We start from the raw sequence: 26,517 nt of genomic DNA on the forward strand, positions 1-26,517 counted from the left end.
TTTAAATGGTTTGATTTATCGGGTTACTCGCCTGTGGGCTTTACAATTGAATTCTGTGCATTTTTATTGCTTTCCGGATTTCTCAGCCAGTACAGAAGATAAGGCAAATTGTATGCATGTGTCCAACCAAAAACCCTCAGGGCATTTCTGGAATCCCATTCGGCGTACTCCTTTTCGGGATCCTGGGGAAGGCGACTAACTTTCAGTAGAGTTTCAGCTAACAATTTTTGTGTTGCCGAATCATCAAATTTCACCTTTGTTTCATTGGTTTTTAATACTTCTGCTCTCTCCAAAGCAGTATTTAAAAAGCTTTTGTCTTTTGTGAATTCATACCCAACTAATAAACTGTGAATCGAGGAAAGATATGATTCCATATAATAGGCTATCGGTTCATTGTCACGAACTGATCTGGCGTGTTTAATAAGTGCATTTTTAACTTTTTCATCTTCTGTTATCTGGTAATATTTTCTTAAACCCTGTGACGCATATACTTGCGAATAGCTGTACCGATCAATAACCAGACTGTTATTCTGCTCTGAACTGTTCTGAAGATTTAACATTTGTTGAACGCGACCTTTCAGATCTTCCAAATATTTTGGGTCTTTTGTTGCATCCCAAACTTCTGTCATATTCCATGCAGACAGATAGAGTCTTCGGCCCATCAGGTCGTGATCGCCCCAAATGCGTTTCACGTATGTATCAGCAGTTTGCTTTGCCATATCTAATCCGCGATGATACCCGGTAAGGTAGTAATCTGCCAGCCAGCCCTGAACCCAAACATGTGCGCTTAGTACAGCAGACCACTGCTGATCACCATGCCTTTTCCCAATACCCAGGTAAGGGGTTGTTTCATCAGCCATTTCCTTGCTCTGTAAATAGTCAAGGGTAGGGTTAGTATCACCAAAATAGGTTGGTTTTTTAGGCCAGTGAATGTTATCAACATCCATTGTATGGCGGCTGTTGGCTTCTGCTGCTTTGTAGAATCGCGGATCACCTGTTCTTAAAAAATGCATCCAAAGCATGTAATCCTGTGCCGGCTCATTATTGGCCCACATTGACCACTTGTTGTTGATGTAATAGTTCTTAAAATCACCATGATCAAACATACCGTACCATGGAGCCCAGTTTTGATTGAAAAGAACCCAATCCATTCTGTAGTCCATCCCACGTTCAAATTCCGGGAAATCTTTTCCTTTTGGTGAGTAGGAGCCAAAAACCTTTGAACTGGCATACCATTCCGATGCGGCGTGGGCAGCGGGTGGATTTAAAACGTAGTTAATTGACTTTTGAATTTCGGCCGAAGATTTATTTGATTCGTGGAAATAGTAAACGAGTTCGCTTGTTTTGGCCAGACCCTGAGCAAAGTTCCCCAGGATTCCGTCGTCAGGAGAATTAGTATCTCGGGCAAAGCTCATTGGTAAAGATTGCGGCGACCATAAAAAAGCAGTAGCCATTTTATTTGCCCCATCTATAGCTAGCTCTTTTGGGTATTCTTCAAAGAAATTTTTGATTCCAATGCCGATTCCCCATTTACCGTCAGTAATGTCCATCCAGCCACTTGCTTTAGTTTTAGTAAACTGTTCTTTTTTGTCGGAGAAGAGAGTCGCTGAAAACCCTTCAATGCGTTTAACATCGGAGGACTCCGGAACGGGAGCGGCTCGGTTGGGTTTAGGGCCGGTTTGAAACAGAGAAGAACTTTTTGAATCAGTAGAAGTGAACTGATAAACTTTCTCTGTTGGATCTTCCCACCAGTTTCCATCTTTGTACCCTACTTTATGATTTATTAAACCGCTGAGATTGTAGTTTAGAGAAAATCCTACCGCAGAAATCTGATCATTGGGCTTATTCCATCCTTGTTCAGTACTGCTTTCTTCTGAAAGAATATCTTTGGTTTGGGTAGCGATGCGGGCATGCTGGCCTTTAATAATTTTATGCTGATCCGGGACACCGGTATACACAAACGTATGCAGCACTTTAACATAAGATTTACCTGCATAAACATGTATCCTGAGTACAAAAGGTGCTGAATTATTGTCTTTACGGGAATATTGATATTCACCCTCCAGCCGGATGATTCCGTGAAGAGGCCCTGAGCCTTTTTCAATAACACTTCTGGTAATAATTGCCTTCGACTTATCAATCCCTGAAGGGTCAATCAGATCTAAAAATGAGCCTCTTTCTTTATCTCCGGTGGCGATTACGTCTTTGGCGTCAAAACCATTTTTATCTGTATCCAAATGAACTACCTCGAAGAAACCGCCTTTGTCTTTTTTAATTTTAAAATTAAGCGGACCTGTACTTACCTCCGTATCACTTCCCAGCGGCTGCACGTTACGAATCACAACCCGTTCTCCTTTATAGGTCATTCTTTCTACATCCTCACCATACTCCAGCGTGTAACTATCACCGGCTTCGGCAAAGAAGAAAACCCAAATCCATTTGATACTGCTGTTTAGCGGTTGCCAGTTATTAACTTCCGTGATCTGAGAAGGGATTTCTTTTCCATTTTTATTAAGCAGACGGACATGATCAGGTGAATTAAGAGCTCCGTTTGGAAAAGGAATTCCCATTGTAACCGGAGCACCTTCAGCATGATTTTTAATCTTAAGAGGGATTTTTTCTGAACCCAGCAAAGTGCTGGCTGAAAAAATCATTGAAACGAAAAGCAGAAGTTTCATCCTGGATGTGCGCATAATCATTTTGTGGTGGTTTAATAGAAGACACTTCTATTTGGGAATTGTACTTGGTTTATTTCGAAAAATTGAGTTTGAGGGTCCAAGTAAAATTTGGATGAGGTGAAACTTTTAGAAATGCTGGTTCTCAAGCGGATTGGAATCAAAAAATAGAGCTGCAGCACCTAAGATTGCTACGTTTTCTATAAGCGACTGTTCAATTAGTATATTCTTAATTACAGGCTTGTAAGGAAAGTCCTGAAGATTTTGCATTAATGGCTCTTTAAAGTATTCAAAGGCTTTACTCACCGAACCACCCAGTATGATGATATCCGGGTCAACCGTATACAGAACAGCTTTGATAGCGAAACTTAAGTGTTTAGCGTATTGAGCAAATATATCTAATGCCTTATAATCACCGTTTTGTGCATCTAAAGATATCTGCTCTCCGGTACTATTGTGGGCTTGCTTAAAATAGTTGCCGCTGCAATAATATTCCAGGTTATGATTAAGGTATGGAAGCATACCAAATTCTCCTGCGCCGCAATTTCTACCCTCATACAGTTTATTGTTTAAGATAAGCCCTGCCGCTACACCGGTTCCAAGAATCAAACCGGCTACATTACTATATCCTTTCCCTCTACCATAATGCCATTCGCCGGCAGCAAAGCAATTTGCATCATTATTCAGATACACCGGAACATTAAAATGCTGCTGGATTATTGATTTCAGGTGTATCTCTTTCCAGGAAGGGATATTTTGTACATCGTACACAATTCCCTGCTTGGTGTCCAGTATTCCCGGTACTCCGATACCAATTGATTTTACGTCTTTGTTAAAGACATCATCGATACACTGGATAATTTCAGAAATTACTTTATCACTGGTTCCTTCCGAACTAATTTTTATGGAAGATGTTTTAATCAGATTTTCTCCATGAACCAGTCCCGAGCGAACGTTTGTTCCTCCTAAATCTACACCAATTAAAAGGGGGTCATTCATTTTCAAGTGCCACTTTATTATTTCCAAACGATTTCAGAGAAATCACTTCATTATTTACCAATGGTTTTGCCCAAAATCCAACACTAACTATATATAATAATGGAACAAACATAAAAGTCATTCCTGCCTTTAATCCAACTAAATCACCAATCCAGCCGATAATTAATGGCAGAATAGCACCACCGCAAATCCCTGTAACCAGTATTCCAGATAAGGCTCCGTGGTGTTGTTTCATCGAATTTAAGGCCAGAGAAATGATGATTGACCACATGACAGACGCAAAAAAACCTACCAACGGAAATGCCCATATTGAAACTTGTGAAGGCCCGAATAAGGCAAATGCCAAACTGACTATGGAGGCTGAGGTAAATAAAATCAGCACTTTTCGGCTGTCCATAAGCTTTAATAGGAGCAGACCTAGCAAAGTCCCGATTGTAAGGAGGCCCCAGAACCAGGAAACGGCTGAAGCACCTGCGGTTTGCGGATCTATCCCGTGATATTTATTTAGAAATTCAGACATCCAGTTGGCAACGCCCTGCTCAATTCCAACATAAGAAAATATAGCCAGGAAGAAGAGAATGACCATTGGATTTTTAATCAGGTCAATATTTGTTTTTAAGCCCCCAACTTTTTCATCGCCCTGTAAGTTTACTTTGGGCAATTTTATCAATCCTATGACTATAACCATAAGGAGCGAGGTTATAGCGAATATCCAATACAACGAGATCCAGGGCAATTCCGGAGGTATAATTGACTCGAAAAGGGAAATAATCAAATATTGGTCTACTTCCGGTTTACCGATATTCAGAACTAAAAAAGAGTATACAAGTGGACTCAAAAAGGATGCGAGTCCGAAGAAAAACTGTGCAAGTACAGAATTAAAGGCAAAGTGTTCCTGTCCTCCCGAAACCCGCAATAAGGGATTGATTGCTACCTGAAGCATGGCCATTCCGACACCGATGAAGAAAAGTGAAAACATGTAAGTGAAATAGCCCGGGGAAAGTACAAATGCCATTGCGCCCAGAAATGAGATAAAAAAAGCTGCAGCCATTACTCTCTTTTCTCCAAAACGCTCAACAAGAATTCCAGCAGGGATGGACATGACGCCATAGGCGATGAAAAACGCAAATGGAAGCAGGGCGACTGTTGTCAGACTTAAGGAAAAACTTTTTATGATATCCGGAACCAGCGGACCCAGGATGTTCGTCAGAAAGGAAATGACGAAAAAAGTCAGAAAAATCAATCCAAGCACTAAGTGGCTTTTTTTCATAATAATGATCGTTGCTTCAGTGATTTTAAAAACATACAGGATGTTTACACTAAGCAGACGACATAGAAAGTGAACTGTACTCGCTTATTGAGAAAGTTTTTTGGAGATAAGGTCGATCTCAGGAATAAACCTCCTTAGCTTTCGTCAGGAGACGTTTTTACAGAAGTTTTGTCAGGAGGTTTGCCAGCATCACCGTAAAAAAAGTACTGCCCTCCATGTTTTTTCTCAGCACTTTCACGGCTTCGTGAACACAGTTACGGATCGCCTGATACTTAATTGGGATAATCTCAGCAATTTGCTTGTAAGATAGCCCTTCAAAATAATAAAGTACTACCACTTGCTTTTGTCTTTTACTGAGATGCTTCAAAGCCGTATGCAGATGCTGGTTAATTTCTGTTCCTGACTGATCATTAATTAGTTTTTCTTCTATACTTACTTCACTTTCTTCGATTGGAAGATCTACGCCACGATACGTGCGGCCCGCTTTTTTTAGAGCGTCATACAGAGTGTGCTTTAAAGCTCTGAACAGGTAATGTTTAATGGAAACTACATCTGCGAGGTTTTCACGGTTATTCCATAATTTCAAAAAGAGATCTTGAAGGCAGTCTTCAACCAGGTCCTCATCAGTCGAAGTCTTTAATCCAAATCTGAATAACAGAATATAATATTTGTAGTAAATTGCTTTAAATGCAGCCTTATCGCCCGATTTAAAGCTCGCCCATAGTTGATATTCTAAAGATTTATCGTTTAATTCCATGTGCGTTGAGAATCACTTAGTTAATATAGAATTAACAAGGTATTAATATTCTTAATAAAAGTAAAATAAATTAAGTTCGGAGAATTTGAATATCCTATTATAAGAAAATAGCTATGAATCTTATTATGTTTCCTCGGTTTTGAATAGGGAGATTCGCTTTCTGTGGCTTGCGGGTTGACAGAAGCTGGTGCGAACAGGGTTTTGTGAAAGGGTGGCACCGGCGGGTGGCAGAGGGGTAATATTTGACTACCTCAATTTAATTGATTTTAGTGGTCAATTCCTTACTTCAAGTACCAGTTTCCATGTGCGGGGCATCTACAGGTTTTGCTTCAAGTGAACCATACTGTCTGAATTTCTATCTGATAAAATAATAATCATACCTGCACTAAACCGCTTTTAAAAAAATTACAAATTCAGAACCTTCCCCAGGCTTACTCTCTAATTCAATCCTGCCTCCTGAGGAAGTCACCATTTCCTTAACTAAATAGAGGCCGATGCCGGAACCTTCAATTGAATTTTCCGCCCTGAAGTATTTTGAAAAAATTTTTTCTTTCATTGCCGGATTAATGCCGGTACCATTGTCCTTTATAGAAATTCTGATCATATCACCTACCATGGCGGTTTTGATTAGTATATATGGTGGTCGGTTGGGGGACCTGAATTTGATGGAATTTATCACCAGGTTATAAATGATGCTTCGCAATTTCCGCCGAGAGAATACTATTTCAGATACTTCCAGTTCAGACTTTATTATAGCTGAAGATTCTAAAATATTAGCTGTAATAGTTAGCCTCACATCTTCTAAGATATGTCCGAAATTTAAGAGTTCTTCTTCAGTTTTAAATTTATGTTCATCTTTTCGTGAATCGGTCAATTCAGTAATAATGTTACGCATCTTCTTAACACCACTTTCAATGATGTTTAAAAGCTGCTTAGATTGTTGTGAATTTTCAGGAGAAAGATTTTTTAAGCGGTCAATTGAAAGGGCCAGGCTTGTAAGAGGCGTTTTGAAATCGTGCGAAAGGCTATCTAAAAGGATTTCATAGTCGTATATCAACTTTTCCTGTTCTTTCAGGTCCTTAATCCTCATTGTTATTTCTACGAAAGTAATGATAACCCCATTTGGTTGATTAGTCTTAGCAATTACATAGGGTATAATATTCATTTGGTACCACCTGAAGTCGGTGGTTTGAATTTCCTTCTCCAGGATTTCATTATTTGTAATTACATATTGGATATTTTCAATAATACTGGGAAAACGAAAGTGTTCTTTAACGTCAGTTATTGACTTCCCTAAGTCGGAGATAGACAAACTGAACTGTTTCATTGCAGGAGGAGTAAATTTGCGCAGTATCAGATCGGCATCAATAAACAATTGAGGGATAATTGTATTCCTGAAATAGTTTTCCAGCTCATCATTTAGTTCGATAAGCTTTTCTAGCTGGGCATCTATTTTCGACATATTAGCAATTGTTTTAATTGATGTAATTGATTAATCAATTCTATTTCTTCTAGGATAAGATTGTTTATAACTAGCGAAACAACTTACATATTATGAAAGTTTCAAAAACTTTGTACTATTTTTAATTACTAGCTTCGTGGTAATAATGCATTCAGGACTATATGAAAATCAAATAAGCAAGTAATAAACTCTGAGGGATGTGATTTCTAACCCGGCAAAACATCCGCAACTCTAAAATCAACAAAGCCGAAACAGATTCTGTACAAAATAAATTTTACGGTAGCTTTGCGTGGCAATTCCATAAACCTGTAAAATTGAGTCCGACCATCCTTTTCATTACTCCACCTTTTACCCAGTTAAATACGCCTTATCCTGCTACAGCTTATTTAAAAGGATTTCTGAACACAAAAAACATTTCCTCTCATCAAATGGATTTGGGCATAGAGGTGATTTTAGCCTTGTTTTCATTTGCCGGATTAAGTAACCTGTTTTTAGAAGCAGCTAAAAAGCAGCTTTCCCTATCGGACAACAGCCGGAGAATTATTCACCTCCAGAAAGAATATATTAAAACGATAGATGCCGTTATTAACTTTTTGCAGGACAATAACCCAACCTTAGCCCATCTGATCTGCCAGGGTAATTACCTGCCTGAGGCCTCCAGGTTTGCGCAGCTGGATGATCTGGAATGGGCTTTTGGCACCATGGGAACCCGCGATAAGGCGAAGCATCTGGCCACACTTTATCTGGAAGATATTTCTGATCTGATAATCGAGGCCATCGATCCGCATTTTGGCTTTAGCCGCTATGCCGAAAGGCTGGGCAGGTCGGCGTCTACCTTTGATGAACTGGACAGGGTTTTAAATCAACCGGACACTTTTATTGACCGCATTTTAATCGATATTTTAAAAGAAAAAATTGAGCATGTAAAACCGGATTTAGTTTGTCTTTCGGCGCCGTTTCCGGGAAACTTATACAGTGCCTTTAAATGCGGACAATGGATCAAACGAAATCATCCCTCCATAAAAATTGCTTTGGGTGGGGGATATGCAAATACCGAACTACGATCATTGCAGGAACCAAGGGTTTTTAATTACCTCGATTTTATCACACTGGACGACGGAGAAGCACCAATTTTTCATCTGATTGAATATTTAAGAGGCGATCGCGGCAAAGCCGATTTAAAAAGAACCTTCACCCTGGAAAATGGCGTTGTTACCTATTTTAATGGTTCGAAAGAGTTTGACTATGCCCAACGGGATGTAGGCACGCCGGATTATTCTGATCTGCTCTTAGATAAATACCTGTCTGTTATTGAGCTGGCTAACCCGATGCATCGTTTGTGGAGCGACGGCAGATGGAATAAATTAACACTTGCACATGGTTGTTATTGGGGCAAATGTACTTTTTGCGATATCTCATTAGATTATATCAAACGATATGAACCTGTTACGGCCGCTTTGCTCTGCGACCGCATTGAAGAAATCATAAAACAAACCGGTCAGAACGGGTTTCATTTTGTGGATGAAGCAGCGCCGCCTGCATTGCTGCGGGATCTGGCTCTGGAAATTATTCGCCGGAATTTAACCATCGTATGGTGGACAAATATCCGCTTTGAAAAAAGCTTTACTCTGGATTTATCGATACTCTTAATGGAATCGGGTTGTATTGCCATTTCCGGTGGACTGGAAGTGGCTTCGGACCGCTTGCTGAAACTGATTGATAAAGGGGTAACGGTTGCGCAGGTCGCAAAAGTTACCGAGAATTTAACCAAGGCCGGCATTATGGTGCATGCCTATTTAATGTATGGTTTTCCTACACAAACCGCCCAGGAAACGATTGATTCTTTGGAAGTTGTCCGGCAGCTTTTTGAGAATGGTGTTTTGCAATCCGGCTTCTGGCATCAGTTTGCCATGACCGCTCACAGTCCGGTTGGCTTAAACCCGGATCAGTTTGGCGTAAAACGCGTGAGCCAAAAATTAGGAACTTTTGCGAATAATGATTTAGAGCATATTGATAAAAGCGGCGCCAGACACGAGGCATTCAGCGAAGGATTGCGCAAGTCATTATTTAACTACATGCACGGTATCTGTTTTGATTTTAGCCTGGATAAATGGTTTGATTTCAAAGTGCCGCGTACCACCATATCTCCCAGATTTATAGAACAGGCACTGGCTTCACCTGAACCCAAAGTCATCAAAGCAAGCACAAAGTTTGTTTGGTTAGGTAGCACACCCGTTGTTAAATATTACGTCAAAAAAGGAAAAAAGAATCCGGTAAACATGGCCGCCCTAACCTTCCACAATAAAAAAGATTTTTTTGTGATACAAACCAAAGAAGAATGGGGACGGTGGCTTATTGAAACCTTGCCCTTGCTTTCGGTAAATTCTGACACAGTATCTTCTTTTGCAGAGGTAGAACAATCTTTTAATGATTCCGGAGCCGGCGATTTTCAAATTTTCATGAATAGTGAGGCTTTTGTGGAGTTGAAAGAGAATGGGTTGCTGTTTTTGTAGCTGTAATATGCAGGGTTTAAAATGAGCTATTCATCAACGCTGTCTTAAACTTCGGAGATGACCAGCTGGTTATCCTTCTAAATAGAGTATTTAAGCCAATGATAGATTTGGAATTAAATATTTGCTCTGGAATTTACCGTTAACACAATAATACATACCGTTCACCCTTTTACCATGACAATATCAGTTTAAATTTTAAACTTAGAGATTATAATATTGTAAAAATGAGAATAGTTAATTTTGAAGCAAAATTTAAGTCAAAATGCTATGACGACTGAACAAGAAAGTTTTATTAATGATTACTTAAAACATTTAATCAATGGAGATGCTGCAATTTTTGCCGGTGCTGGACTTTCAGTTGGGGCTGGCTACGTAGATTGGAAAGGTCTTTTGAAGGATATAGCAAAAGACATAGGCCTTGAAATCGATAAAGAATCAGACCTAATTTCTTTAGCCCAATTTCATGTTAATGAAAGAGGCGGTAGAGGCCGTCTAAATCAAAAAATTATAGAAGAATTTACTGACAAGGCTGAACTTAGTGAAAATCATAAAATGTTAGCTAGGCTGCCAATAAGAACGTTTTGGACCACAAACTATGATTCTTTGTTAGAGGACTCTGTATCGAAGGCATTAAAACGTGTAGATGTTAAACACACACCTTCCCAATTAGCTAATCCGCTATATAAAAGAGAAGTCGTTGTATATAAGATGCACGGTGATGCCAAACATCCTCAACAAGCTATTCTTACAAAGGATGATTACGAACAATATCATAAGAAGAACGAAGGATTTATTACAACGCTAAGTTCAGATTTGATTTCTAAGACTTTCTTGTTCATTGGTTTTAGCTTTACCGATCCAAATCTGGATTACGTTCTGAGCCGGGTAAAGCTTTTTTTAGACAATAATTCCCGCCCTCACTATTGTATTATCAAGAAACCTAGCCCAGATGATTTCAAAACTGATGCAGACTTTGACTATGCAACAAGGCGACAGTCTCTAATGATTTCAGATCTCCGTCGATTTCAGATTCAAGCTGTCCTTATAGACAAGTATCCAGAAATAGACTTAATGTTGTCTCAAATAGAGAAAAGATATAAAAGGAACACCATTTTTATTTCAGGAAGTGCTGCGACTTATGCTCCTCACTCGGAACAAGAGTCTTTGGAATTCGTGCATAATTTAACCATGGAGCTAATTAAACAGAAGTATTCAGTTGTAAATGGCTTTGGAGTTGGAATTGGAAGTGCAGTGATTAACGGGGCTTTAGAAGCAATTTATAGCGCTCCGAATAAGTTCAACGAAGAGCAGCTTATAATGCGCCCTTTTCCGCAAAAGAAATCCGGCACAAAAGAACTGCCGGAATTGTGGCACGAATACCGGACTCGTATGATTTCATTTGCAGGCATTGCTATTTTTTTATTTGGTAATAAAAAAGATCCGACAACTGGTGAAATAAAAACAGCGGATGGTATACAAAAAGAATTTGATATTGCAGTTAGCCAAGGACTTATTTTAATACCTATCGGCATTACAGGTTACATTACTAACGACCTTTGGCAATTGGTGCAGGATAACTTTAAAGTCTATTATGGAGATTTTCCGAATTTAAATGAAGCATTTAAATCTTTGGGAGATTCCACTAAACCATTAAAACAGCATGTAAAAACGATTATGGAAATAATTAAGGTTATAAACGAAAAATAATAACATGGCTCGCAAAGTATTTTTCAGTTTTCATTATACAAGAGATTCACATAGAGTTTCTCAGATTCGTGAATGCAATAGTATTTCACAACATTTTACAAAATCACCATTTATTCCTAGATCCGAATGGGAAGCCCTTGAAAGAACGGGAACAACAGCAGTACGAAATTGGATTGATAAGAACATGGATGGTACATCTGTTGTCGTATTGTGCTTTGGCCTAGAAACCCATACACGACCTTGGGTAAAATATGAATTAGAAAAGGCTCATAGGGAAAAAAGAGGCATAATTGCTATAGATTTAAGTGGCATGAGCACGATGCAACACCAAATCGACTCAGCTGGAATTAATCCGCTTAGAAAAGCATTTGATTCATCAGGTACTGAATTATTTTATTACAGTAATTATAAAACCTACCATTGGATTAATAACGATGGAAGAAACAATATCAATAAATGGGTGGAGAATGCTGCTCAACTAGTAGGCAGATAAAATTAAGATATGACATTAGAAGAGTATCAAAAAAAATCTGTTTGCACCGTTCAATCTTATAACTCAAAAGATCAAGAAAATTATTTTTTAGGCTACCTCGGACTTGCTGGAGAAGCAGGATCAGTTTTAACTACATTAAAAAAGTTAATTCGCGATGGAGAAGGCTTCGGAAGTTTTAAAGAAAAACTTACTGAAGAGTTAGGAGATGTTCTATGGTATATTTCATCAATAGCTAGCCATAATAACATAAGCTTAGAAGAAATAGCCGCTATTAATTTGCTAAAAACCCAAGATCGCTTTGAGGAATTAGATCTTATATCAATACCTCGCTTGGACGATGCGTATTCTGAGCAATTTCCTGACTCATTTATTATAAACTTCGTTGAAGAAGAAGGCGAAAATGATTTATTACAAGTTAGAATGATATGGGAGAAGAAACCAGAAGAATCGATAGAGTTAGGGGACCCATTGACCGATAATTCGCGGGTTCCGAATGACTATAGATACCACGATATATTCCACTTAGGGCATATTGCATATTTAGGTTGGTCTCCGGTTATTAGACATCTTATGAAGCTTAAACGCAAAAGTGATAGTAAAACATTAGATGCTGAAGACAGAGGAAGGCCGCAAGTTGCAGAAGAAGCAGTTACTTTAATTGTATATAATTATGCGAAAGGGAATAAAATGTTACGCTCTAGCGACAAGATTGACACAGAGTTACTCAACACTATAAAACAATTGGTTGTTGATTTAGAAGTTGCAAATGTAAGCTCCTATCAATGGGAAAAAGCAATTATTGAATCCTATAAAGTATTTCACGAAGTTGTAGCGAATAAAGGGGGTAAAGTTCTAGTATCTCCTGCAGATAGAAAATTAAAATATCTAGGAAAGCAATAAAAAACTGGACTATGGCCGTATCACACTTCACTAAATTAACGCAACCTAAAAGGTCGGCAGTCTACGACTCTTATTGGAAATTTGCTTCAAAACGATATGAGATCTTTGATAGACGACTTTCTGACCCTTCGGGACCATGGACTGAAGACAAAATATTACGTGATAACCGGTTCACTAATGTTTTTAGAGCATCTGATAGAGTAAGTCAATATTTGATAAACTTACAATATCGGGGAGAAGATATAAAAGAAGTGTTTTTTAAAACCATGTTATTTAAAATCTTCAATAAAATTGAGACCTATGCATATCTAGAAAAGGAAATAGATAATATATCCTCAGAGGATTTTTCGGTTAAAAAATATGATGATTTGTTAACTGCAAGGATGGCTTCTAAAAACACAATATACTCAGCAGCTTACATAATGCCTTCTGCTGGTAGTGTATTTGGATATAAATTAAAGCATAGTAATCATTTAGCATTGCTTTCAAAGATGATGAAGGACAAACTCTATTTGAAAGTATCAAATAGTAAGAGTTTAGAGGAAGTTTACAGGTTACTTCTATCATATCCATCGTTCGGTACTTTCCTAGCATTTCAATATACCATTGATCTAAATTATAGCGAGCTTACAGATTTTTCGGAAATGGACTTTGTTGTTGCAGGGCCGGGAGCAAAAAATGGGATTTTAAAATGCTTCGACTCAACCTCCAGCTATTCGTATGAAGATGTCATAAAATTAATGGCAGACGATCAGGAATTAGAATGCGAAAGACTGGGTTTAACTTTACCAACTTTATGGGGAAGGAGGCTTCAATTAATAGATTGCCAGAATATTTTTTGCGAAGTTGATAAGTATTTAAGAGGCTCTAATCCCGAAATTGGAGGTTCTTCGGGAAGAACCCGAATCAAACAAAAATTCTCTCAGCCTAAGGGCCCTCAGACATTTTTCTTTCCTCCAAAATGGAATTTAAATAATCAAATTAATATATCATGTCAGAAGGGAATAAAAGAAGGCATCTTTTCATAAGTCACCATCACCAAGATGATGGTGAGGTTTCTAAATTAACCAATTTATTATCAGGTAAGGGTTACGATGTAAGAAATAGTTCGGTTAGAATGAAGCCGGAAAATCAACGTAAAATGGATGAGAAGAGGGTGAGTGAAAAGGTAATACAAAGGATTTTAAGGATGAAAATTTCATGGGCCGGAACGGTAGTGGTATTGATTGGTAAAGATACTCATTCAAGACCCTGGGTAAATTGGGAAATAGATAAAGCACACCAGCAAGGTAAACGGATAGTAGGGGTTTATGTTCGTGGAGGTACGGAAGCAGATATTCCGCCCAGTTTGGAAAAGTACGGATCAGCCATTGTGAGCTGGAATTCTGATAGTATAATGGGAGCAATAGATGGTGATAATAATTTTCAAAACCCTGATGGTTCTAACCGTTCAGGCCCTAACCCTGGTGGGTCAATAAATTGCTAATGATATATGCAGAAAGTATACCTATATGTTGTAGATCGTGATTTAGGATTTGCTCCAAATCCCTTTCATGGATTTTGCAGCCTTGCTACTTGCAAGCCAAGAATTAGAAATACAGCGGAAATTGATGATTGGATATTTGGAGTCGGAGGAGGAAGATTAAAAGCAACAGGAAAGTGTGTCTTTGCTATGAAGGTAACTAGAAAGGTCTCATTCAATGAATATTGGGAGAATCCTGAGTTTAATGATAAAAAACCGGTAAGAAATGGAAGCAAAGCTATGCTTTTAGGAGATAACATATATTTCTATGATTCTGATAACGAAGTTTGGAAACAAGCGCATTCACATCATAGCAATCCTGATGGTAGTCTTAATGAGTATAACAAAAATAGAGATACTCAATCATCAAAGGTGCTCTTGTCTAAACACTTCTATTATTTTGGTAGTTCAGCACCTTTGATACCTTCTGAAATTTTAGAAGACATCGGATATGAGAATGGAAGAAATCATAGAGTATATAATTTTGATATAGGCAGTAAACTAGTTGAATGGCTTGAAAAAGAACATTCGGAATCTTTTAATTTAGCACTTGCTGACCCTTTTAATTTTGATAAGGGTGAGACCCACTATTCCGTGGAGACTAATAGACTTACGACGAAGTAAAAGTTATTTATATTTGGAGTTAGCTACGATTCTACTTCCATAATGAGATCACTTATTTGAAGCAATAATACTTAACGACTTCGTCGCTTTAGATACTGCTTTCAAGACCTTAAACTAAGAAAAGCATCATGTGTAAAATCTCCACCCAACTAAAACTCTGCACCTGCAAAACCAGGGAGGTAGAAACTTTAAAACATTATTGGATACTATACAGACCTGATTTCAGTGGTATGGAAATTCTTGGAAGCATAATTGACCCAGCTGATATCACCCAAGAAATAGCATTGTATAATGAGGGAACCCTAAACATTTTATTAAATGCGGGGAACTGTTTTGATGTAGATATAAATGTAAAAGAAAAGGACGTTTTGCAGCTTTACTTTTCCTGTCGGAATTCTTACCTGACTTATGCTTTCACTTTCAAAAAGAATAAGTGGATTTCCACTGCTTATGATCTCTTCGCTAATGATCTTGCTGAAAAGCTTTCAGGAAAAATAAAGCAACCTTTTGCGAAATCATAATCTTGCCCCTTTCTCTTAGGAGAGGACGATTTTCACCAGTAGCACTATTTCTCTTTAAGCACACCAGGAGTCATTCCCAAAACGGAACAGGTTTTCTGCTTGAAACAAACCATCCGGAGAGAAAGCCGTTATCCCTGTATAAGAACCTGTTAACTAATTCCATAATTATAAAACCGCCATGGCAAACTATACCATGATGCAATTTTTTGAGTGGTATTATCCTGCTGATGGCAGTTTGTGGAATCATCTTAAAGCAGAAGCGGAACACCTGAAAAAGATCGGGATCGATACGGTATGGATACCTCCCGCGTACAAGGGTATGAATGGAAATCAGTCTAACGGTTATGATGCGTATGATTTATATGATTTGGGGGAATTTGATCAGAAAGGTTCCATAGCAACCAAGTATGGGACGAAGCAGGAACTGATCGATGCTGTGGCTGCGGCACAAAACGCCGGGCTTCAGGTGTATGCCGACATTGTATTTAATCATAGGGGAGGTGCGGATGAAACGGAGATTTTTATAGTCCGCAAAGTCAATCCCGCCGACCGAAATGAATTTATTTCGGAGCCGTACGAAATTGAGGGTTATACCAAATTTACGTTTCCGGGCCGGAAGGGGAAATATTCCAAATTCATCTGGGATTTCCATTGTTTTTCCGGCCTTGATTTTGACGCCCGTGCTCATGAAAATGCGATATTCAGCATTCAGAATCAATATGGCGAAGGCTGGCAGGACGTACTATCCGATGAAAACGGAAATTATGATTTCCTGATGCATACCGATGTCGACCTGCGGAACCCCAGTGTGCGAGAGGAACTGAAACGCTGGGGCAAGTGGTTTATCGAAACGGTGGGCATCAACGGCTTTCGGCTGGATGCGATCAAACATATCGACCCGAAATTTTTCGACGAGTGGCTCGATTACTTAAGGGCCGAACTGGGACATGAGTTTTTTACCGTGGGAGAATACTGGGATCCCTATGATCTGGGTTCCCTGCTGGCTTACATCGGCGCCACCGATGGACGAATGTCACTATTTGATGCACCACTTCAGGGAAATTTCCACAAAGCTTCGAAAGAAGGAAATCGCTATGACCTGCGTACCATATTCGATAACAGCCTGGTCGCGGTCAATCCCGCTTTAGCGGTAACGCTGGTTGAAAACCACGATACGCAACCTTTGCAATCTCTGGAGCAACCGGTTATGGAATGGTTCAGACCCCTGGCTTACGCCCTGATCCTGTTACGGGAAGGTGGATATCCCTGCGTGTTTTATACGGATTTGTATGGTTCTACGTATTCGGGTAAAGGTTCTGACGGTAAGAAATACAATGTGAAGCTCAAAATAACGGATGAGCTGGAAGCTCTGCTGCATCTGCGCAAGCACCGGGCTTATGGTCTGCAACGGGATTATTTCGACCATCCTAACTGTATCGGCTGGACCCGGACCGGTGATCAGGAACACGCCAATTCTGGTTGTGCGGTACTGATCTCAAATAGCGAAAGCGGAAACAAGCGGATGGAGATGGGGAAACCGTTCGCCGCCAAAGTGTTTATTGATTACCTGCGCCATGTAGAGGAAGAGGTTACCGTTGGGCACGATGGCTTTGGCGATTTTAAAGTGGCAGCCGGTTCAGTTTCGGTGTGGGTGTTGAAAGGTTAAAAGGGTTCGGTTTAACTTTTTTATCCCACTGCAATGGGAAGGTAAAGCCCTTTGACATCACAGGATCCTATAAAAACTCATTCAATTCCCCGGATAAACTTTGCCGTAACCCCAGCCACAATTGCATTTTCGCCCACCGTTACCCCGGGTAAAATGGTAGCTCCCGCACCGATCCAGACATTCCCTTCAGGGCTAATAGATAACGTTTATCGGGTTTTCACTTCATTCTTCAGTGGGAGATCATTCTCAAAGTCACTCAGATTCTCTAAAGTCGTGAGGGCAATTTGGGATAATGCTTCTTTGGTTAAAAAGCCCTGATGCGAGGTAATCAATACATTCGGGAAACTAAGAAGTCTTAGAATTAACTCGTCCTCAATAACGCTTTCCGACAGATCATTAAAAAAGAGCTCTGCCTCCTGCTCATAAACATCTAAACCCAGGTAGCCTATTTTTTTGCTCTTAAGCGCATGAATCACGTCAGGAGTATGAATCAAAGCCCCCCGGCCGGTGTTGATGATCATAACCCCTTTCTTCATTAAAGAAAATGCCTGTTTGTTAATTAAATGATGCGTGTCTGTGTTCAGCGGACAATGCAGCGAAATAATATCTGATCCGGAGAACAGCTCTTCCAAAGAGGTGTATTCAACTCCTGAATCAATAAGCTTTTCCGACTGATGGATGTCGTGTGCCAATACCCTGCAACCAAAACCCATCATGATTTTGCAAAATGCAGAACCGATTTCACCCGTTCCGATTACCCCGACAGCTTTGTTGTGCAGGTTAAACCCGATGAGGTTATCCAATGAAAAGTTTCCTTCCCTCACACGATTGTAGGCTTTATGCGTCTTCCGGTTTAAGGTTAAGATGAGCGCCAGGGCATGTTCGGCTACCGCTTCGGGCGAATAGGAGGGAACATGGACTACCTTGATATTATTCTCAAGAGCGGTTTTCAGATCCACGTTATTATATCCGGCACACCGAAGCGCCACTATTTTTACCTGGTCTTTGGCTAACTTCCGCAGCGTTTCCTGATCGATCTTATCGTTTACAAATACGCAGACAGCATCGAAACCAATAGCCAGATCGGTGGTGAGCGGATTTAGCGGAGTGTCAAAATAGGTAATCTCATGCCCGAAGTCGGCATTCATTTTTTCCAGGTATTCCTGGTCGTATGATTTGGTACTGAATACAGCTACTTTCATGTGTTATGATTTTTGTCTGGCAAAGATGAATCCCACAGTTTCTCCTTTCGGGATGTTTGGTGAAATTTGCTTTACCCAGTTAAATTATGGAAAAAGAAAAAAGATCGGATTAATTTTATAGTTTTTAGAGATTCAGAACGGCCGTTTAATTAATTGCTAAAAGCGTCCTAGTGAAAAGACTGTTTTAGCGATAGTTATTTAATGATTGCGGTTTGAAGCTTACCCATTTTATATACCAATTTTCTGGATCTTTGCCAGTTGCAAAAAACAGAAAATTGTTATCAGGTGTAACATACGGATTTCCTTGTCCGCCATCATTGATTTTAGCATCAAGTACCCTGGGATCTGTCCAATTCTCATCACCGTTGTTAAAAGAGATCATCAAATCTAGCTGGGTGCCAACGGAAGCATAAATGAGATAATCTTCATCGGGAGAAACAAATGGAGTGCAATAATTTTCCTCTGCACCCCTGGATAAGTTAAGTTTCCTGGCAATTTCATATTTACCATTCACACGTTTTGAAGAGTAAATATTCATTTCTGTATAATCTAAGTTGCTGGCATGAAAATATATCGTTCCTGATTTTGAGACCGAAGGATGCGATACAAGTTTACCCCTCATGTTTGGGATATCAACAAATACCGGTTTAGTCCAAGTTTCATTCTTTTGTTCGGTCTTCCAAATATGCCAGGTTGTAGGAACTTCATTATAAATTACAGGTCTTGTTGAACTAAAATACAGGGTTTTTCCATCAGGGGAAAAGTTCATCCCGTGTTCGTTAAAATCACTATTAAAAAACGCTTCTTGTGGCACCGACCATTTATCTTTAACTTTTTTTATGAATAGAACATCGAAATCTGTAAAGTCTTTATTTGAAATTGTGAAATAATATTCTTTTAAGTCAGGGGAGAATATACCCCTGTGTATAATTTTATTGTTTGGAACCAGTTCCTTTTTAAAGTTTAATGGCCTGGAATCTGGAATTTTATTCACCAGTAAAATTTCTTTGTGATCCTCTTTGTTGTTTTCAATACTGCAACTTAAGTTAGCACATATTATAAATGCAGATAAGATTTGTATTTTCATTTTTTACCCCGGATGCCCGTTCTATGTGGTCCGTAATTTAATTGCACCTCTTTATTCATTCTTTACTAGTTTTCTATCTATACTGCTAATATCGTATAAAACAATTTGGGACACAAAGATCTACTCGTTGCGATTCGATGAGCTTTTTTATTATTTACTTTTAATCAATAGACCGGATCATCCTGGCGGGCACCCCGCCTACAATGGTATTGTCCGGGACATCTTTATTGACTACCGCCCCGGCAGCTACAATGGCATTTTCGCCCACCGTTACGCCGGGTAATATGGTAGCTCCAGCACCGATCCAGGCATTCCGTTTGATCAGGATAGATTTCAGATCCAGGTCTTTTCTTGCAGAAGGATCTATGGGATGATTTTCTGTAATGAGGTTCACACGTGGTCCGATCTGCACATTGTCTTCAATGGTTATTCCTCCCATATCGAGGAAACTGCAGGCATGATTTATAAAAACGTTTTTCCCAATCTGTATGTGTTGTCCGAAATTCGTGTAAAAAGGAACAAATATGATGGTGCTTCGGTCAATCTTATTTCCGGTAATTTCACTCAAACGATCGCGGATTTGATTAATATCTGTGGATACATTAAGAGTCGCTGATAATTTCAGTGTCCGGGCAATAACTTTCCAGGCTTTGGACATTTGAGGATCATCATTTCGAATAATCCCTCCAGCCCGCATCCTTTCAAAGATGTCAGTTTTGTTTTGGTTCATGTTTACGGGTTTGAGGCTACAATCATCCTTAAAATTTATATTGTTTTTATCCTTCCGGATTATGGAAGTGCCCGGGGTTTACTCCGCTAAATAACACTTTATTTTGAAGATGTATTGGATAAATTGCAGGCCTTCTGAATTTAACAGGAACTTTTCATTCCAAATGTAATGCAACCCCCGTTCTAACTTTCCGGCAGGCTAAAAATGATTTTAGAATGTCTAAACCTCTTCAAACTGTAAGGCTGTCATAAAGCAGGCAAAACTATTCCTTCTTTGCCTGCTTTGCAGAAAATACACGCGTAAGTATATTCAGAACTTAAGGTCGCTTTAACTTTTATCCACCTGCTTCAGGGCTGCCTCGTTATATCTCGCCCCGGTATTCGGATATTTTTTAAGCAGTTGTTCGATATTTTCGAAATCGTTTGCAGCTAAATTTACATCAACACATCCGGCATTTTCTTCGAGATATTTCCTCTTCTTGGTTCCCGGAATCGGGATTACATTTTCTCCCTGCGCCAGCAGCCATGCCAGTGCCAGCTGCGCCGGAGTGCAATTTTTGGCTACTGCTATTTCGGCGAAACCGGAACTGAGGTTTTGATTATTCCGGCGATATTCTTCCTGATAGCGGGGCAGATTTTTTCGGAAATCATCATCGGCTAAATTTTCTGTGTTAAGCGTATTGGTAATTAATCCGCGTGCCAGGGGGCTAAAAGGAATAAAGCTTATACCGAGTTGTTTGCAAAGCGGTAAAACTTCTTTCTCCGGATCGCGGGTGAGCAAGGAATATTCGCTCTGCAGAGCACTGATCGGGTGAATGGCATGTCCTTTACGGATAGAATTTGGCGATGCTTCGGATAATCCAAGGTAACGAACTTTTCCTTCTTTAACCAGTTCTGCCATGGCGCCAACCATTTCCTCAACGGGAACGTTGGGATCTATACGGTGTGCGTAATAAAGGTCAATCACATCAATATTTAATCGTTTTAAACTTGCTTCAACCGCTTTTTTGATGTAGGCAGGCGAGCCGTTAAAACTCATTCCATTTTCTGTATTGGTAAAACCAAATTTTGTAGCAATGAAAACTTTATCACGGTTGGGCGCCAGTACTTTTGAGATCAGTTCTTCATTTTTGCCGCTTCCATACACGTCTGCTGTATCCCAGAAATTTATTCCCAGATCAAGCGCTTTATTTAAGGTGGCTATTGATTCTTTGTCGTCGGGTTGGCCATAGGCATGGCTCATGCTCATGCAGCCCAAACCAATTGCCGAAAGTTTTTCTGATGTATTACCTAAGGTTCTGTAAATCATAAAAATGCTCTTATTTAGTACTATTACAATTGGTGATTGGAACGGTTTGGAGCTTTTAATATGAAAGGGCTTCTTTTATTTCAATTTCAAAATCGAATTTAAAATGCGGTCATTACTCAAGCCAACCTGCTCCTTCACCTGGTTTCGGACACCTTGTTTATACCCGAAAAATTTACCATCCAAAAATCGTAACTATTCTTCCTGATTTGCCTGGCCCTGCTTTTTCATCCGATCTCTGTTCTGATTTTGTGCCAGAACAGTACTTCCTGAAACCAATAAAGGCAATACTAATATTAAAACATTTTTTTTATAACTGTTAATTTTGATTACTTATTATTTCTTTAATTAAAGTTTGAAACTATAAAAAATAAGTAAGGAGTGATAAATATTCAGGACGGGAATGATTTTAATCAGCCGCTGACAGGTTCGTAGATAAAAATCCCGTTTTGGTCGATTATTTCTAAGATAGCTTGCTATACATAGTACTATATATTAAATTGCAGCAGCTATTCAATAAACTATGTCTCTAAAGATTAACAACATTTCCAAAACATATCCGAATGGTGTTCAGGCGCTGAGGGATGTTACCCTTACTGTTCCAAATGGTATGTATGGGCTGCTGGGACCTAACGGGGCCGGAAAATCTACCCTGATGCGAATCCTGGCTACCTTACAGGTACCTGACCAGGGCAGTATTCAGCTTGTTAATTCAGCAGGATCAGTACTTGATGTTCTGAACCAGAAAGAGGAACTGCGCAAGACACTGGGTTACCTGCCGCAGGAGTTTGGGCTCTATCCCAATTCAAAAGCAGAGGATCTGCTCGATTACTTTGCTGTACTCAAAGGCATCATTAAGCGGACTTCACGAAAGGAAGTGGTAGAAGCATTACTGAAACAAACGAATCTCTGGGAGGTGCGCAGACAGAAATTGGCCGGCTTTTCAGGTGGGATGAAACAGCGTTTTGGTGTGGCAGTGGCACTTCTGGGAAATCCCAGATTAATGATTGTTGACGAGCCGACAGCAGGGCTGGACCCGGCTGAACGTGTTCGCTTTCTGAACCTCCTGAGCGAGCTGGGCGAGAACAGCGTGGTAATTCTGTCTACCCACATTGTAGAAGATGTGACTGAGCTTTGTACCCGGATGGCTATCATTAACAAAGGTCAGATTCTGCAGGAAGCTGACCCTCTTAAAGCAGTTGCGGAAATCAAAGGAATGATCTGGCGCCGCATTGTTGAGAAAAGGGCCTTGCCGGATTTACAGCGGGAGCATAAGATCATCTCTCACAAACTGCTGAGTAGTAAAACAGTTGTCCACATCTACAGCGAAGAAGATCCCGGAGATGGGTTTGAACTGGTGGCACCTGATCTGGAAGATGTTTATTTCTGCAGCATGGCCGGGCATACCGGAAACTTTAATAAGGAGCCTGCATTATGAAACTCTGGACAATTTTTCGCTTTGAGTTCAGCTATCTGGCAGGACGCATTGTAACCTGGTTATATCTAGCGGTTCTTTTCTTGTTTACCCTTGTTATGAACCAGCTAACTTCTCCTGGCGATGGCGTATACGTTAACAACACTTTCCATATAACGGCTATTACGGTCATCGGCATCCTGATCTGGCTTGTCATGTCCGCTTCCATAGCTGGTGAAGCCGCCGCAAGGGATATGAAGGCGAGGATGTATTCCCTCACATATACCAGTCCGGTTTCAAAGTCCGACTACCTGGGCGGACGATTTCTTGCCGCCTTTTCTGTGAACGCATTGCTGATACTTTCTTTGCCTTTGGGTGTGTTAATTTTCTTTTATCTGCCTGGAATGGAGGAGGGAGAATTCGGGCCTTTCAGGGCATGGCCTTATCTGAGTGTTTATTTACTGATCGCATTGCCCGCTGTGTTTTTAGCAACAGCATTGCAATTCTGCTTTGCCGCACTTAACCGCCAGGTGATGAGCAGTTACCTTGCCAGTTTATTGTTAGCCCTTGTTGCTCAGATAATCGCCATTACTGTAGCGAAACTGTTCGGAAACTGGGATTTAGTAAAATTACTGGATCCGGTTGGTATTGCCGGTATTGTTGGCAATGAACTGCAGACCTGGACGGCAGCTGATAAAAATACGCGGCTGATTACCCTGGAAGGAATGTTTCTATGGAACCGCCTTTTGTGGATTAGCCTTGCTGCAGGAACTTTAATATTTACCTATAAACGCTTCAGTTTTGCCTATCCTGAAACGAATATTCGATGGAAATTATTTAGAAACAAGCCAACCATACAGTCTAAATTAAATTCTGAAAAGTCAGTTCCGGAAGCAAGGGCCATTTCGGTTCCGCATGTTTCACGAAATTTCGGCTTTGCGACATGGTTCTATCAGACATGTATGATAGCCGGAGCATCTTTTAAAAAGATTGCCAGGAATCCTGTAGGACTTACACTTGTAGCTGCTATTGTCACGCTCTCGGTAATATTTGCCTCCCGGATCATGATACAGTATGGAATTCCCGTGATTCCTACTACCCAACAGGTAATAGGTTATCTGTGCAGTGCTGTTGTAAACGTTAGTTCGCCATGGGTGGTCATTCCGCTGCTCATTATGTACTTCATGGGTGAGCTTGTCTGGGCAGAACGGGACGGAGGCCTGAATGATCTGACCGATGCAACACCGGTGCCTGAATGGGTACTTCTGATTGGTAAATTCCTGGGGATGGCGCTGATTATTATTATTTGGATGGCATTGCTGATGGCGGGAGGTATTTTAATGCAGTTGAGCCTTGGTTACGATAAATTGGATATTGGCCTTTACCTGCAAGCTCTCTTCGGACTTCAATTCGCAGACTACCTGATTTTTACTCTTCTTGCCCTCATTGTACACGTGCTGGTAAATCAGAAATCTATAGCTCATATTGTTATATTATTGGCTTTCAGCTTTATGGCTTTTCCATCTATCTTCCAGGTTGAACACAGTATGCTTATTTTTGGAAAAGATCCGGGATGGAGGTACACCGATATGCGTGGCTTCGGATCTACAATTGGACCCTGGCTCTGGTTTAAAGCTTATTGGTTCGCCTGGTCTATGCTGCTGGCAGTTGCTGCAAGATTGCTCTGGGCAAGCGGAAGAGAACGAAGTTTCAAATATCGTATTCAACTAATTCGGCAGCGTTTTTCAGGCTCAACAAGATGGGTTACAATACTTGGTTTAATACTTGTAATTACGCTTGGAAGCTTTATTTTATATAATACGAATGTGCTGAATGAATACCTGACCAGCTTTGACCTCAATGAACGGAAAGCTCAGTACGAAAAACTCTACGGCAGATACAGAAACCGCCCGCAACCACAACTTACCGCAACAAAACTTCTTGTTGAGATTTATCCGGAAAGTAAGAAAGTAGGTATCCGGGCAAGTTATACACTGGTGAATAATACCGGAGTACAGATAGATTCTATACATTTTGGGAGTGTTTCCGGGATAGCACCTGCTGAAATCAATTTCAACCGATCAGCCACCGCCGTACTGACAGACCAAAAACTCAGTTACTACATTTACACTCTGAAGCAGGCATTAATGCCTGGAGATTCATTGAAATTAAACTTTGTTGTAAACTATGAACAAACCGGATTTCGTCATAGCGGGACAAAAGAATTGCTGGTAAAGAACGGCACACATTTCAATAATTACGATTTATTGCCATCCGTAGGATACCAACCTTACCGGGAACTCAATGATGCCGTTATCCGGAAAAAATATAAGCTCCGTGCACGACCAGAGATACAATCTCTTTATGATTCAAAAGCACAGAAAAAGCCACTCAGTACCGATCAGGTTATTTTTGAAGCTATTATAGGTACCTCAAAAGATGAAATTGCCGTTGCACCGGGTACATTGCAAAAGAGCTGGACAAAAGGTAGTCGGCGATACTTCCAATATAAAACGAACGCTCCGATAGGGGGCGAGTACACGATTTTATCAGGGAACTATGCAGTTAAGGAAAGCAGCTGGAATGATGTAGCGATCAGGATTTACTATCATCCCGGTCATGATGAAAATATAGACCGGATGATCCGGAGCGTAAAAGCTTCGCTTTCGTATTATTCGGAGGAGTTTGGTCCCTATCCCTTCAAGTATTTCACGGTAATAGAGAGGGCAGGTACCGATGCCGGAGCAAGTGCGGATGCTGGAATGATATACTATGGAGAAACTTATTCTTTGTTGAGACCAGACGACAGTCAGAAGGGCTTTGATCTTCCGTATTATATTTTAGCACATGAAGTAGCGCACCAATGGTGGGGACTCGCCAGCTTAAGCCCGGCAAACGTGGAAGGAGCCGGTGTTTTGATTGAAGGTCTTTCGGTATATTCCGGCATGCAGGTTCTCGAGAAGGAATATGGCATGGGGCATTTGCAGCAATATGTGAATTACCTGCATTCTTCTTACGAAATGCCACGTACCCTCGCGACAGCTTCCTTAATCCGGGCAAATGAATCTTTTTTATATTATCGAAAAGGTGGACTCGCAATGTATGCTCTTAGTAAGTATATCGGTAAAGAAAAAGTCAATAATGCATTACGGATTCTTCTTCAAAAGCACCAGTCAGGAGAGTTACCACTTCCTACTACTCTTGATCTTTTTCAGGAGATTAAACAGGTGACCCCGGACTCATTAAATTACCTGTTACAGGATCTGTTTATGAAAAACACCTACTGGCGGCTAAAAACAAAGCAAATTGCTGCAAAACAAATTAAAGCCGGAAACTGGCAGGTAACACTGAAGGTTCATGCTCAAAAGGTGGTAGTTGACAGTACGGGTGCAGAATTTGATATGCCGATGAATGACTTACTGGAAATTGGCCTGTATGTGGAAAATAAAGGGCTGAATGACCCTCTCTACCTTCAGATGCATCGCATCCGCTCCGGTGAGCAGACTATAAAAGTTAACGTTCCCCGACAACCTGATCGCGGCGGTATTGATCCCAACTCCCTGATGATCGATATACGAACGGATGATAATATGATGGAACTGGGCGGAAGATAATTTAATTCCAGGTAAAAGCCAGCTATCCTTTAGCTGGCTCTTGCCCGATTAATGAA

The 26,517-nt window shown here is 40.2% G+C and carries 21 protein-coding genes; 11 read left to right on the top strand and 10 right to left on the bottom strand.

The window, feature by feature from the left end; translation table 11 throughout:
* Positions 1 to 23: 23 nt before the first annotated feature.
* The 5 genes from G521_RS0108835 to G521_RS0108855 all read right to left on the bottom strand — a co-directional run bounded on the left by G521_RS0108835 (position 24) and on the right by G521_RS0108855 (position 7,163).
* A complete protein-coding gene (locus G521_RS0108835; RefSeq protein WP_220096057.1) occupies positions 24 to 2,699 on the bottom strand; it encodes an exo-rhamnogalacturonan lyase family protein in 2,676 nt (891 codons plus the stop codon).
* A 105-nt stretch (positions 2,700 to 2,804) separates the two neighbouring features.
* Positions 2,805 to 3,674 (bottom strand): ROK family protein, encoded by an 870-nt coding sequence (locus G521_RS0108840; RefSeq protein WP_026898211.1) that lies wholly within the window; start codon positions 3,672 to 3,674, stop codon positions 2,805 to 2,807.
* The gene (locus tag G521_RS0108845; RefSeq protein ID WP_026898212.1) at positions 3,667 to 4,944 is read right to left on the bottom strand and encodes an MFS transporter; all 1,278 of its coding nucleotides are present in this window, start codon (positions 4,942 to 4,944) and stop codon (positions 3,667 to 3,669) included. The genes G521_RS0108840 and G521_RS0108845 overlap by 8 nt, the downstream gene beginning before the upstream one ends.
* Positions 4,945 to 5,101: 157 nt before the next feature.
* Positions 5,102 to 5,701 (bottom strand): RNA polymerase sigma factor, encoded by a 600-nt coding sequence (locus tag G521_RS0108850; protein ID WP_026898213.1) that lies wholly within the window; start codon positions 5,699 to 5,701, stop codon positions 5,102 to 5,104.
* A 385-nt stretch (positions 5,702 to 6,086) separates the two neighbouring features.
* Positions 6,087 to 7,163 (bottom strand): sensor histidine kinase, encoded by a 1,077-nt coding sequence (locus G521_RS0108855; RefSeq protein ID WP_026898214.1) that lies wholly within the window; start codon positions 7,161 to 7,163, stop codon positions 6,087 to 6,089.
* 314 nt (positions 7,164 to 7,477) lie between these two features.
* On the opposite strand from G521_RS0108855, the gene G521_RS0108865 reads away from it, so the two are divergent.
* From G521_RS0108865 to G521_RS0108905, 9 genes are all read left to right on the top strand, one after another.
* Positions 7,478 to 9,676, top strand: a complete 2,199-nt coding sequence (locus G521_RS0108865; RefSeq protein WP_026898215.1) for a B12-binding domain-containing radical SAM protein — start codon at positions 7,478 to 7,480, stop codon at positions 9,674 to 9,676.
* 267 nt (positions 9,677 to 9,943) lie between these two features.
* Positions 9,944 to 11,383: an SIR2 family protein gene (locus G521_RS0108870; RefSeq protein ID WP_026898216.1), complete on the top strand. Its 1,440-nt coding sequence runs from the start codon at positions 9,944 to 9,946 to the stop codon at positions 11,381 to 11,383.
* A gap of 4 nt (positions 11,384 to 11,387) precedes the next feature.
* Positions 11,388 to 11,876 (top strand): TIR domain-containing protein, encoded by a 489-nt coding sequence (locus tag G521_RS0108875; protein WP_026898217.1) that lies wholly within the window; start codon positions 11,388 to 11,390, stop codon positions 11,874 to 11,876.
* A 9-nt stretch (positions 11,877 to 11,885) separates the two neighbouring features.
* A complete protein-coding gene (locus G521_RS0108880; RefSeq protein ID WP_026898218.1) occupies positions 11,886 to 12,776 on the top strand; it encodes a nucleoside triphosphate pyrophosphohydrolase family protein in 891 nt (296 codons plus the stop codon).
* Positions 12,777 to 12,787: 11 nt separating this feature from the next.
* Positions 12,788 to 13,804 (top strand): nucleotide kinase domain-containing protein, encoded by a 1,017-nt coding sequence (locus G521_RS16835; RefSeq protein ID WP_051189629.1) that lies wholly within the window; start codon positions 12,788 to 12,790, stop codon positions 13,802 to 13,804.
* The gene (locus G521_RS16840; protein ID WP_036678791.1) at positions 13,768 to 14,262 is read left to right on the top strand and encodes a TIR domain-containing protein; all 495 of its coding nucleotides are present in this window, start codon (positions 13,768 to 13,770) and stop codon (positions 14,260 to 14,262) included. The genes G521_RS16835 and G521_RS16840 overlap by 37 nt, the downstream gene beginning before the upstream one ends.
* 6 nt (positions 14,263 to 14,268) lie before the next feature.
* The gene (locus tag G521_RS0108895; protein ID WP_026898219.1) at positions 14,269 to 14,922 is read left to right on the top strand and encodes an Nmad2 family putative nucleotide modification protein; all 654 of its coding nucleotides are present in this window, start codon (positions 14,269 to 14,271) and stop codon (positions 14,920 to 14,922) included.
* Between the two features lie 128 nt (positions 14,923 to 15,050).
* Positions 15,051 to 15,443, top strand: a complete 393-nt coding sequence (locus tag G521_RS16845; RefSeq protein WP_036678794.1) for a hypothetical protein — start codon at positions 15,051 to 15,053, stop codon at positions 15,441 to 15,443.
* Positions 15,444 to 15,621: 178 nt separating this feature from the next.
* Positions 15,622 to 17,109, top strand: a complete 1,488-nt coding sequence (locus G521_RS0108905; RefSeq protein ID WP_026898221.1) for an alpha-amylase — start codon at positions 15,622 to 15,624, stop codon at positions 17,107 to 17,109.
* A 77-nt stretch (positions 17,110 to 17,186) separates the two neighbouring features.
* Here G521_RS0108905 and G521_RS18495 read toward each other — a convergent pair whose 3' ends face one another.
* The 5 genes from G521_RS18495 to G521_RS0108930 all read right to left on the bottom strand — a co-directional run bounded on the left by G521_RS18495 (position 17,187) and on the right by G521_RS0108930 (position 21,436).
* Positions 17,187 to 17,306, bottom strand: coding sequence for a hypothetical protein (locus tag G521_RS18495; protein ID WP_081675062.1), 120 nt, complete (start codon positions 17,304 to 17,306; stop codon positions 17,187 to 17,189).
* Positions 17,307 to 17,315: 9 nt separating this feature from the next.
* Complete coding sequence (locus G521_RS0108910; protein ID WP_026898222.1) at positions 17,316 to 18,311, bottom strand: 2-hydroxyacid dehydrogenase; 996 nt, start codon at positions 18,309 to 18,311, stop codon at positions 17,316 to 17,318.
* A gap of 184 nt (positions 18,312 to 18,495) precedes the next feature.
* Positions 18,496 to 19,398, bottom strand: a complete 903-nt coding sequence (locus G521_RS0108920) for a TolB-like translocation protein (protein ID WP_026898223.1) — start codon at positions 19,396 to 19,398, stop codon at positions 18,496 to 18,498.
* Positions 19,399 to 19,558: 160 nt separating this feature from the next.
* Positions 19,559 to 20,128: a DapH/DapD/GlmU-related protein gene (locus G521_RS0108925; protein WP_026898224.1), complete on the bottom strand. Its 570-nt coding sequence runs from the start codon at positions 20,126 to 20,128 to the stop codon at positions 19,559 to 19,561.
* Between the two features lie 327 nt (positions 20,129 to 20,455).
* The gene (locus G521_RS0108930) at positions 20,456 to 21,436 is read right to left on the bottom strand and encodes an aldo/keto reductase (RefSeq protein WP_026898225.1); all 981 of its coding nucleotides are present in this window, start codon (positions 21,434 to 21,436) and stop codon (positions 20,456 to 20,458) included.
* A gap of 520 nt (positions 21,437 to 21,956) precedes the next feature.
* Between G521_RS0108930 and G521_RS0108940 the strand changes: the two genes are divergently transcribed.
* Positions 21,957 to 22,871 carry an ABC transporter ATP-binding protein gene (locus tag G521_RS0108940; RefSeq protein ID WP_026898226.1) on the top strand — a complete coding sequence of 305 codons (915 nt, stop codon included), beginning with the start codon at positions 21,957 to 21,959 and terminating at the stop codon, positions 22,869 to 22,871.
* Positions 22,868 to 26,461 (top strand): ABC transporter permease/M1 family aminopeptidase, encoded by a 3,594-nt coding sequence (locus G521_RS0108945; protein ID WP_026898227.1) that lies wholly within the window; start codon positions 22,868 to 22,870, stop codon positions 26,459 to 26,461. The genes G521_RS0108940 and G521_RS0108945 overlap by 4 nt, the downstream gene beginning before the upstream one ends.
* The last annotated feature ends 56 nt before the right edge of the window (positions 26,462 to 26,517 follow it).

It is taken from the genome of Daejeonella oryzae DSM 19973 (genome assembly GCF_000422945.1).
Classification (GTDB): domain Bacteria; phylum Bacteroidota; class Bacteroidia; order Sphingobacteriales; family Sphingobacteriaceae; genus Daejeonella; species Daejeonella oryzae.

What these genes read in the sequence shown, in the direction of transcription:
- G521_RS16845 (WP_036678794.1), top strand. Translation starts at nt 15,051, where the DNA reads ATGTGTAAAATCTCCACCCAACTAAAACTCTGCACCTGCAAAACCAGG.
- G521_RS0108905 (WP_026898221.1), top strand. Translation starts at nt 15,622, where the DNA reads ATGGCAAACTATACCATGATGCAATTTTTTGAGTGGTATTATCCTGCT.
- G521_RS0108835 (WP_220096057.1), bottom strand. Translation starts at nt 2,699, where the DNA reads ATGATTATGCGCACATCCAGGATGAAACTTCTGCTTTTCGTTTCAATG.
- G521_RS0108840 (WP_026898211.1), bottom strand. Translation starts at nt 3,674, where the DNA reads ATGAATGACCCCCTTTTAATTGGTGTAGATTTAGGAGGAACAAACGTT.
- G521_RS0108895 (WP_026898219.1), top strand. Translation starts at nt 14,269, where the DNA reads ATGCAGAAAGTATACCTATATGTTGTAGATCGTGATTTAGGATTTGCT.
- G521_RS0108875 (WP_026898217.1), top strand. Translation starts at nt 11,388, where the DNA reads ATGGCTCGCAAAGTATTTTTCAGTTTTCATTATACAAGAGATTCACAT.
- G521_RS0108850 (WP_026898213.1), bottom strand. Translation starts at nt 5,701, where the DNA reads ATGGAATTAAACGATAAATCTTTAGAATATCAACTATGGGCGAGCTTT.
- G521_RS0108910 (WP_026898222.1), bottom strand. Translation starts at nt 18,311, where the DNA reads ATGAAAGTAGCTGTATTCAGTACCAAATCATACGACCAGGAATACCTG.
- G521_RS0108945 (WP_026898227.1), top strand. Translation starts at nt 22,868, where the DNA reads ATGAAACTCTGGACAATTTTTCGCTTTGAGTTCAGCTATCTGGCAGGA.
- G521_RS0108855 (WP_026898214.1), bottom strand. Translation starts at nt 7,163, where the DNA reads ATGTCGAAAATAGATGCCCAGCTAGAAAAGCTTATCGAACTAAATGAT.
- G521_RS0108930 (WP_026898225.1), bottom strand. Translation starts at nt 21,436, where the DNA reads ATGATTTACAGAACCTTAGGTAATACATCAGAAAAACTTTCGGCAATT.
- G521_RS0108940 (WP_026898226.1), top strand. Translation starts at nt 21,957, where the DNA reads ATGTCTCTAAAGATTAACAACATTTCCAAAACATATCCGAATGGTGTT.
- G521_RS0108845 (WP_026898212.1), bottom strand. Translation starts at nt 4,944, where the DNA reads ATGAAAAAAAGCCACTTAGTGCTTGGATTGATTTTTCTGACTTTTTTC.
- G521_RS16840 (WP_036678791.1), top strand. Translation starts at nt 13,768, where the DNA reads ATGTCAGAAGGGAATAAAAGAAGGCATCTTTTCATAAGTCACCATCAC.
- G521_RS0108870 (WP_026898216.1), top strand. Translation starts at nt 9,944, where the DNA reads ATGACGACTGAACAAGAAAGTTTTATTAATGATTACTTAAAACATTTA.
- G521_RS0108925 (WP_026898224.1), bottom strand. Translation starts at nt 20,128, where the DNA reads ATGAACCAAAACAAAACTGACATCTTTGAAAGGATGCGGGCTGGAGGG.
- G521_RS0108880 (WP_026898218.1), top strand. Translation starts at nt 11,886, where the DNA reads ATGACATTAGAAGAGTATCAAAAAAAATCTGTTTGCACCGTTCAATCT.
- G521_RS16835 (WP_051189629.1), top strand. Translation starts at nt 12,788, where the DNA reads ATGGCCGTATCACACTTCACTAAATTAACGCAACCTAAAAGGTCGGCA.
- G521_RS0108920 (WP_026898223.1), bottom strand. Translation starts at nt 19,398, where the DNA reads ATGAAAATACAAATCTTATCTGCATTTATAATATGTGCTAACTTAAGT.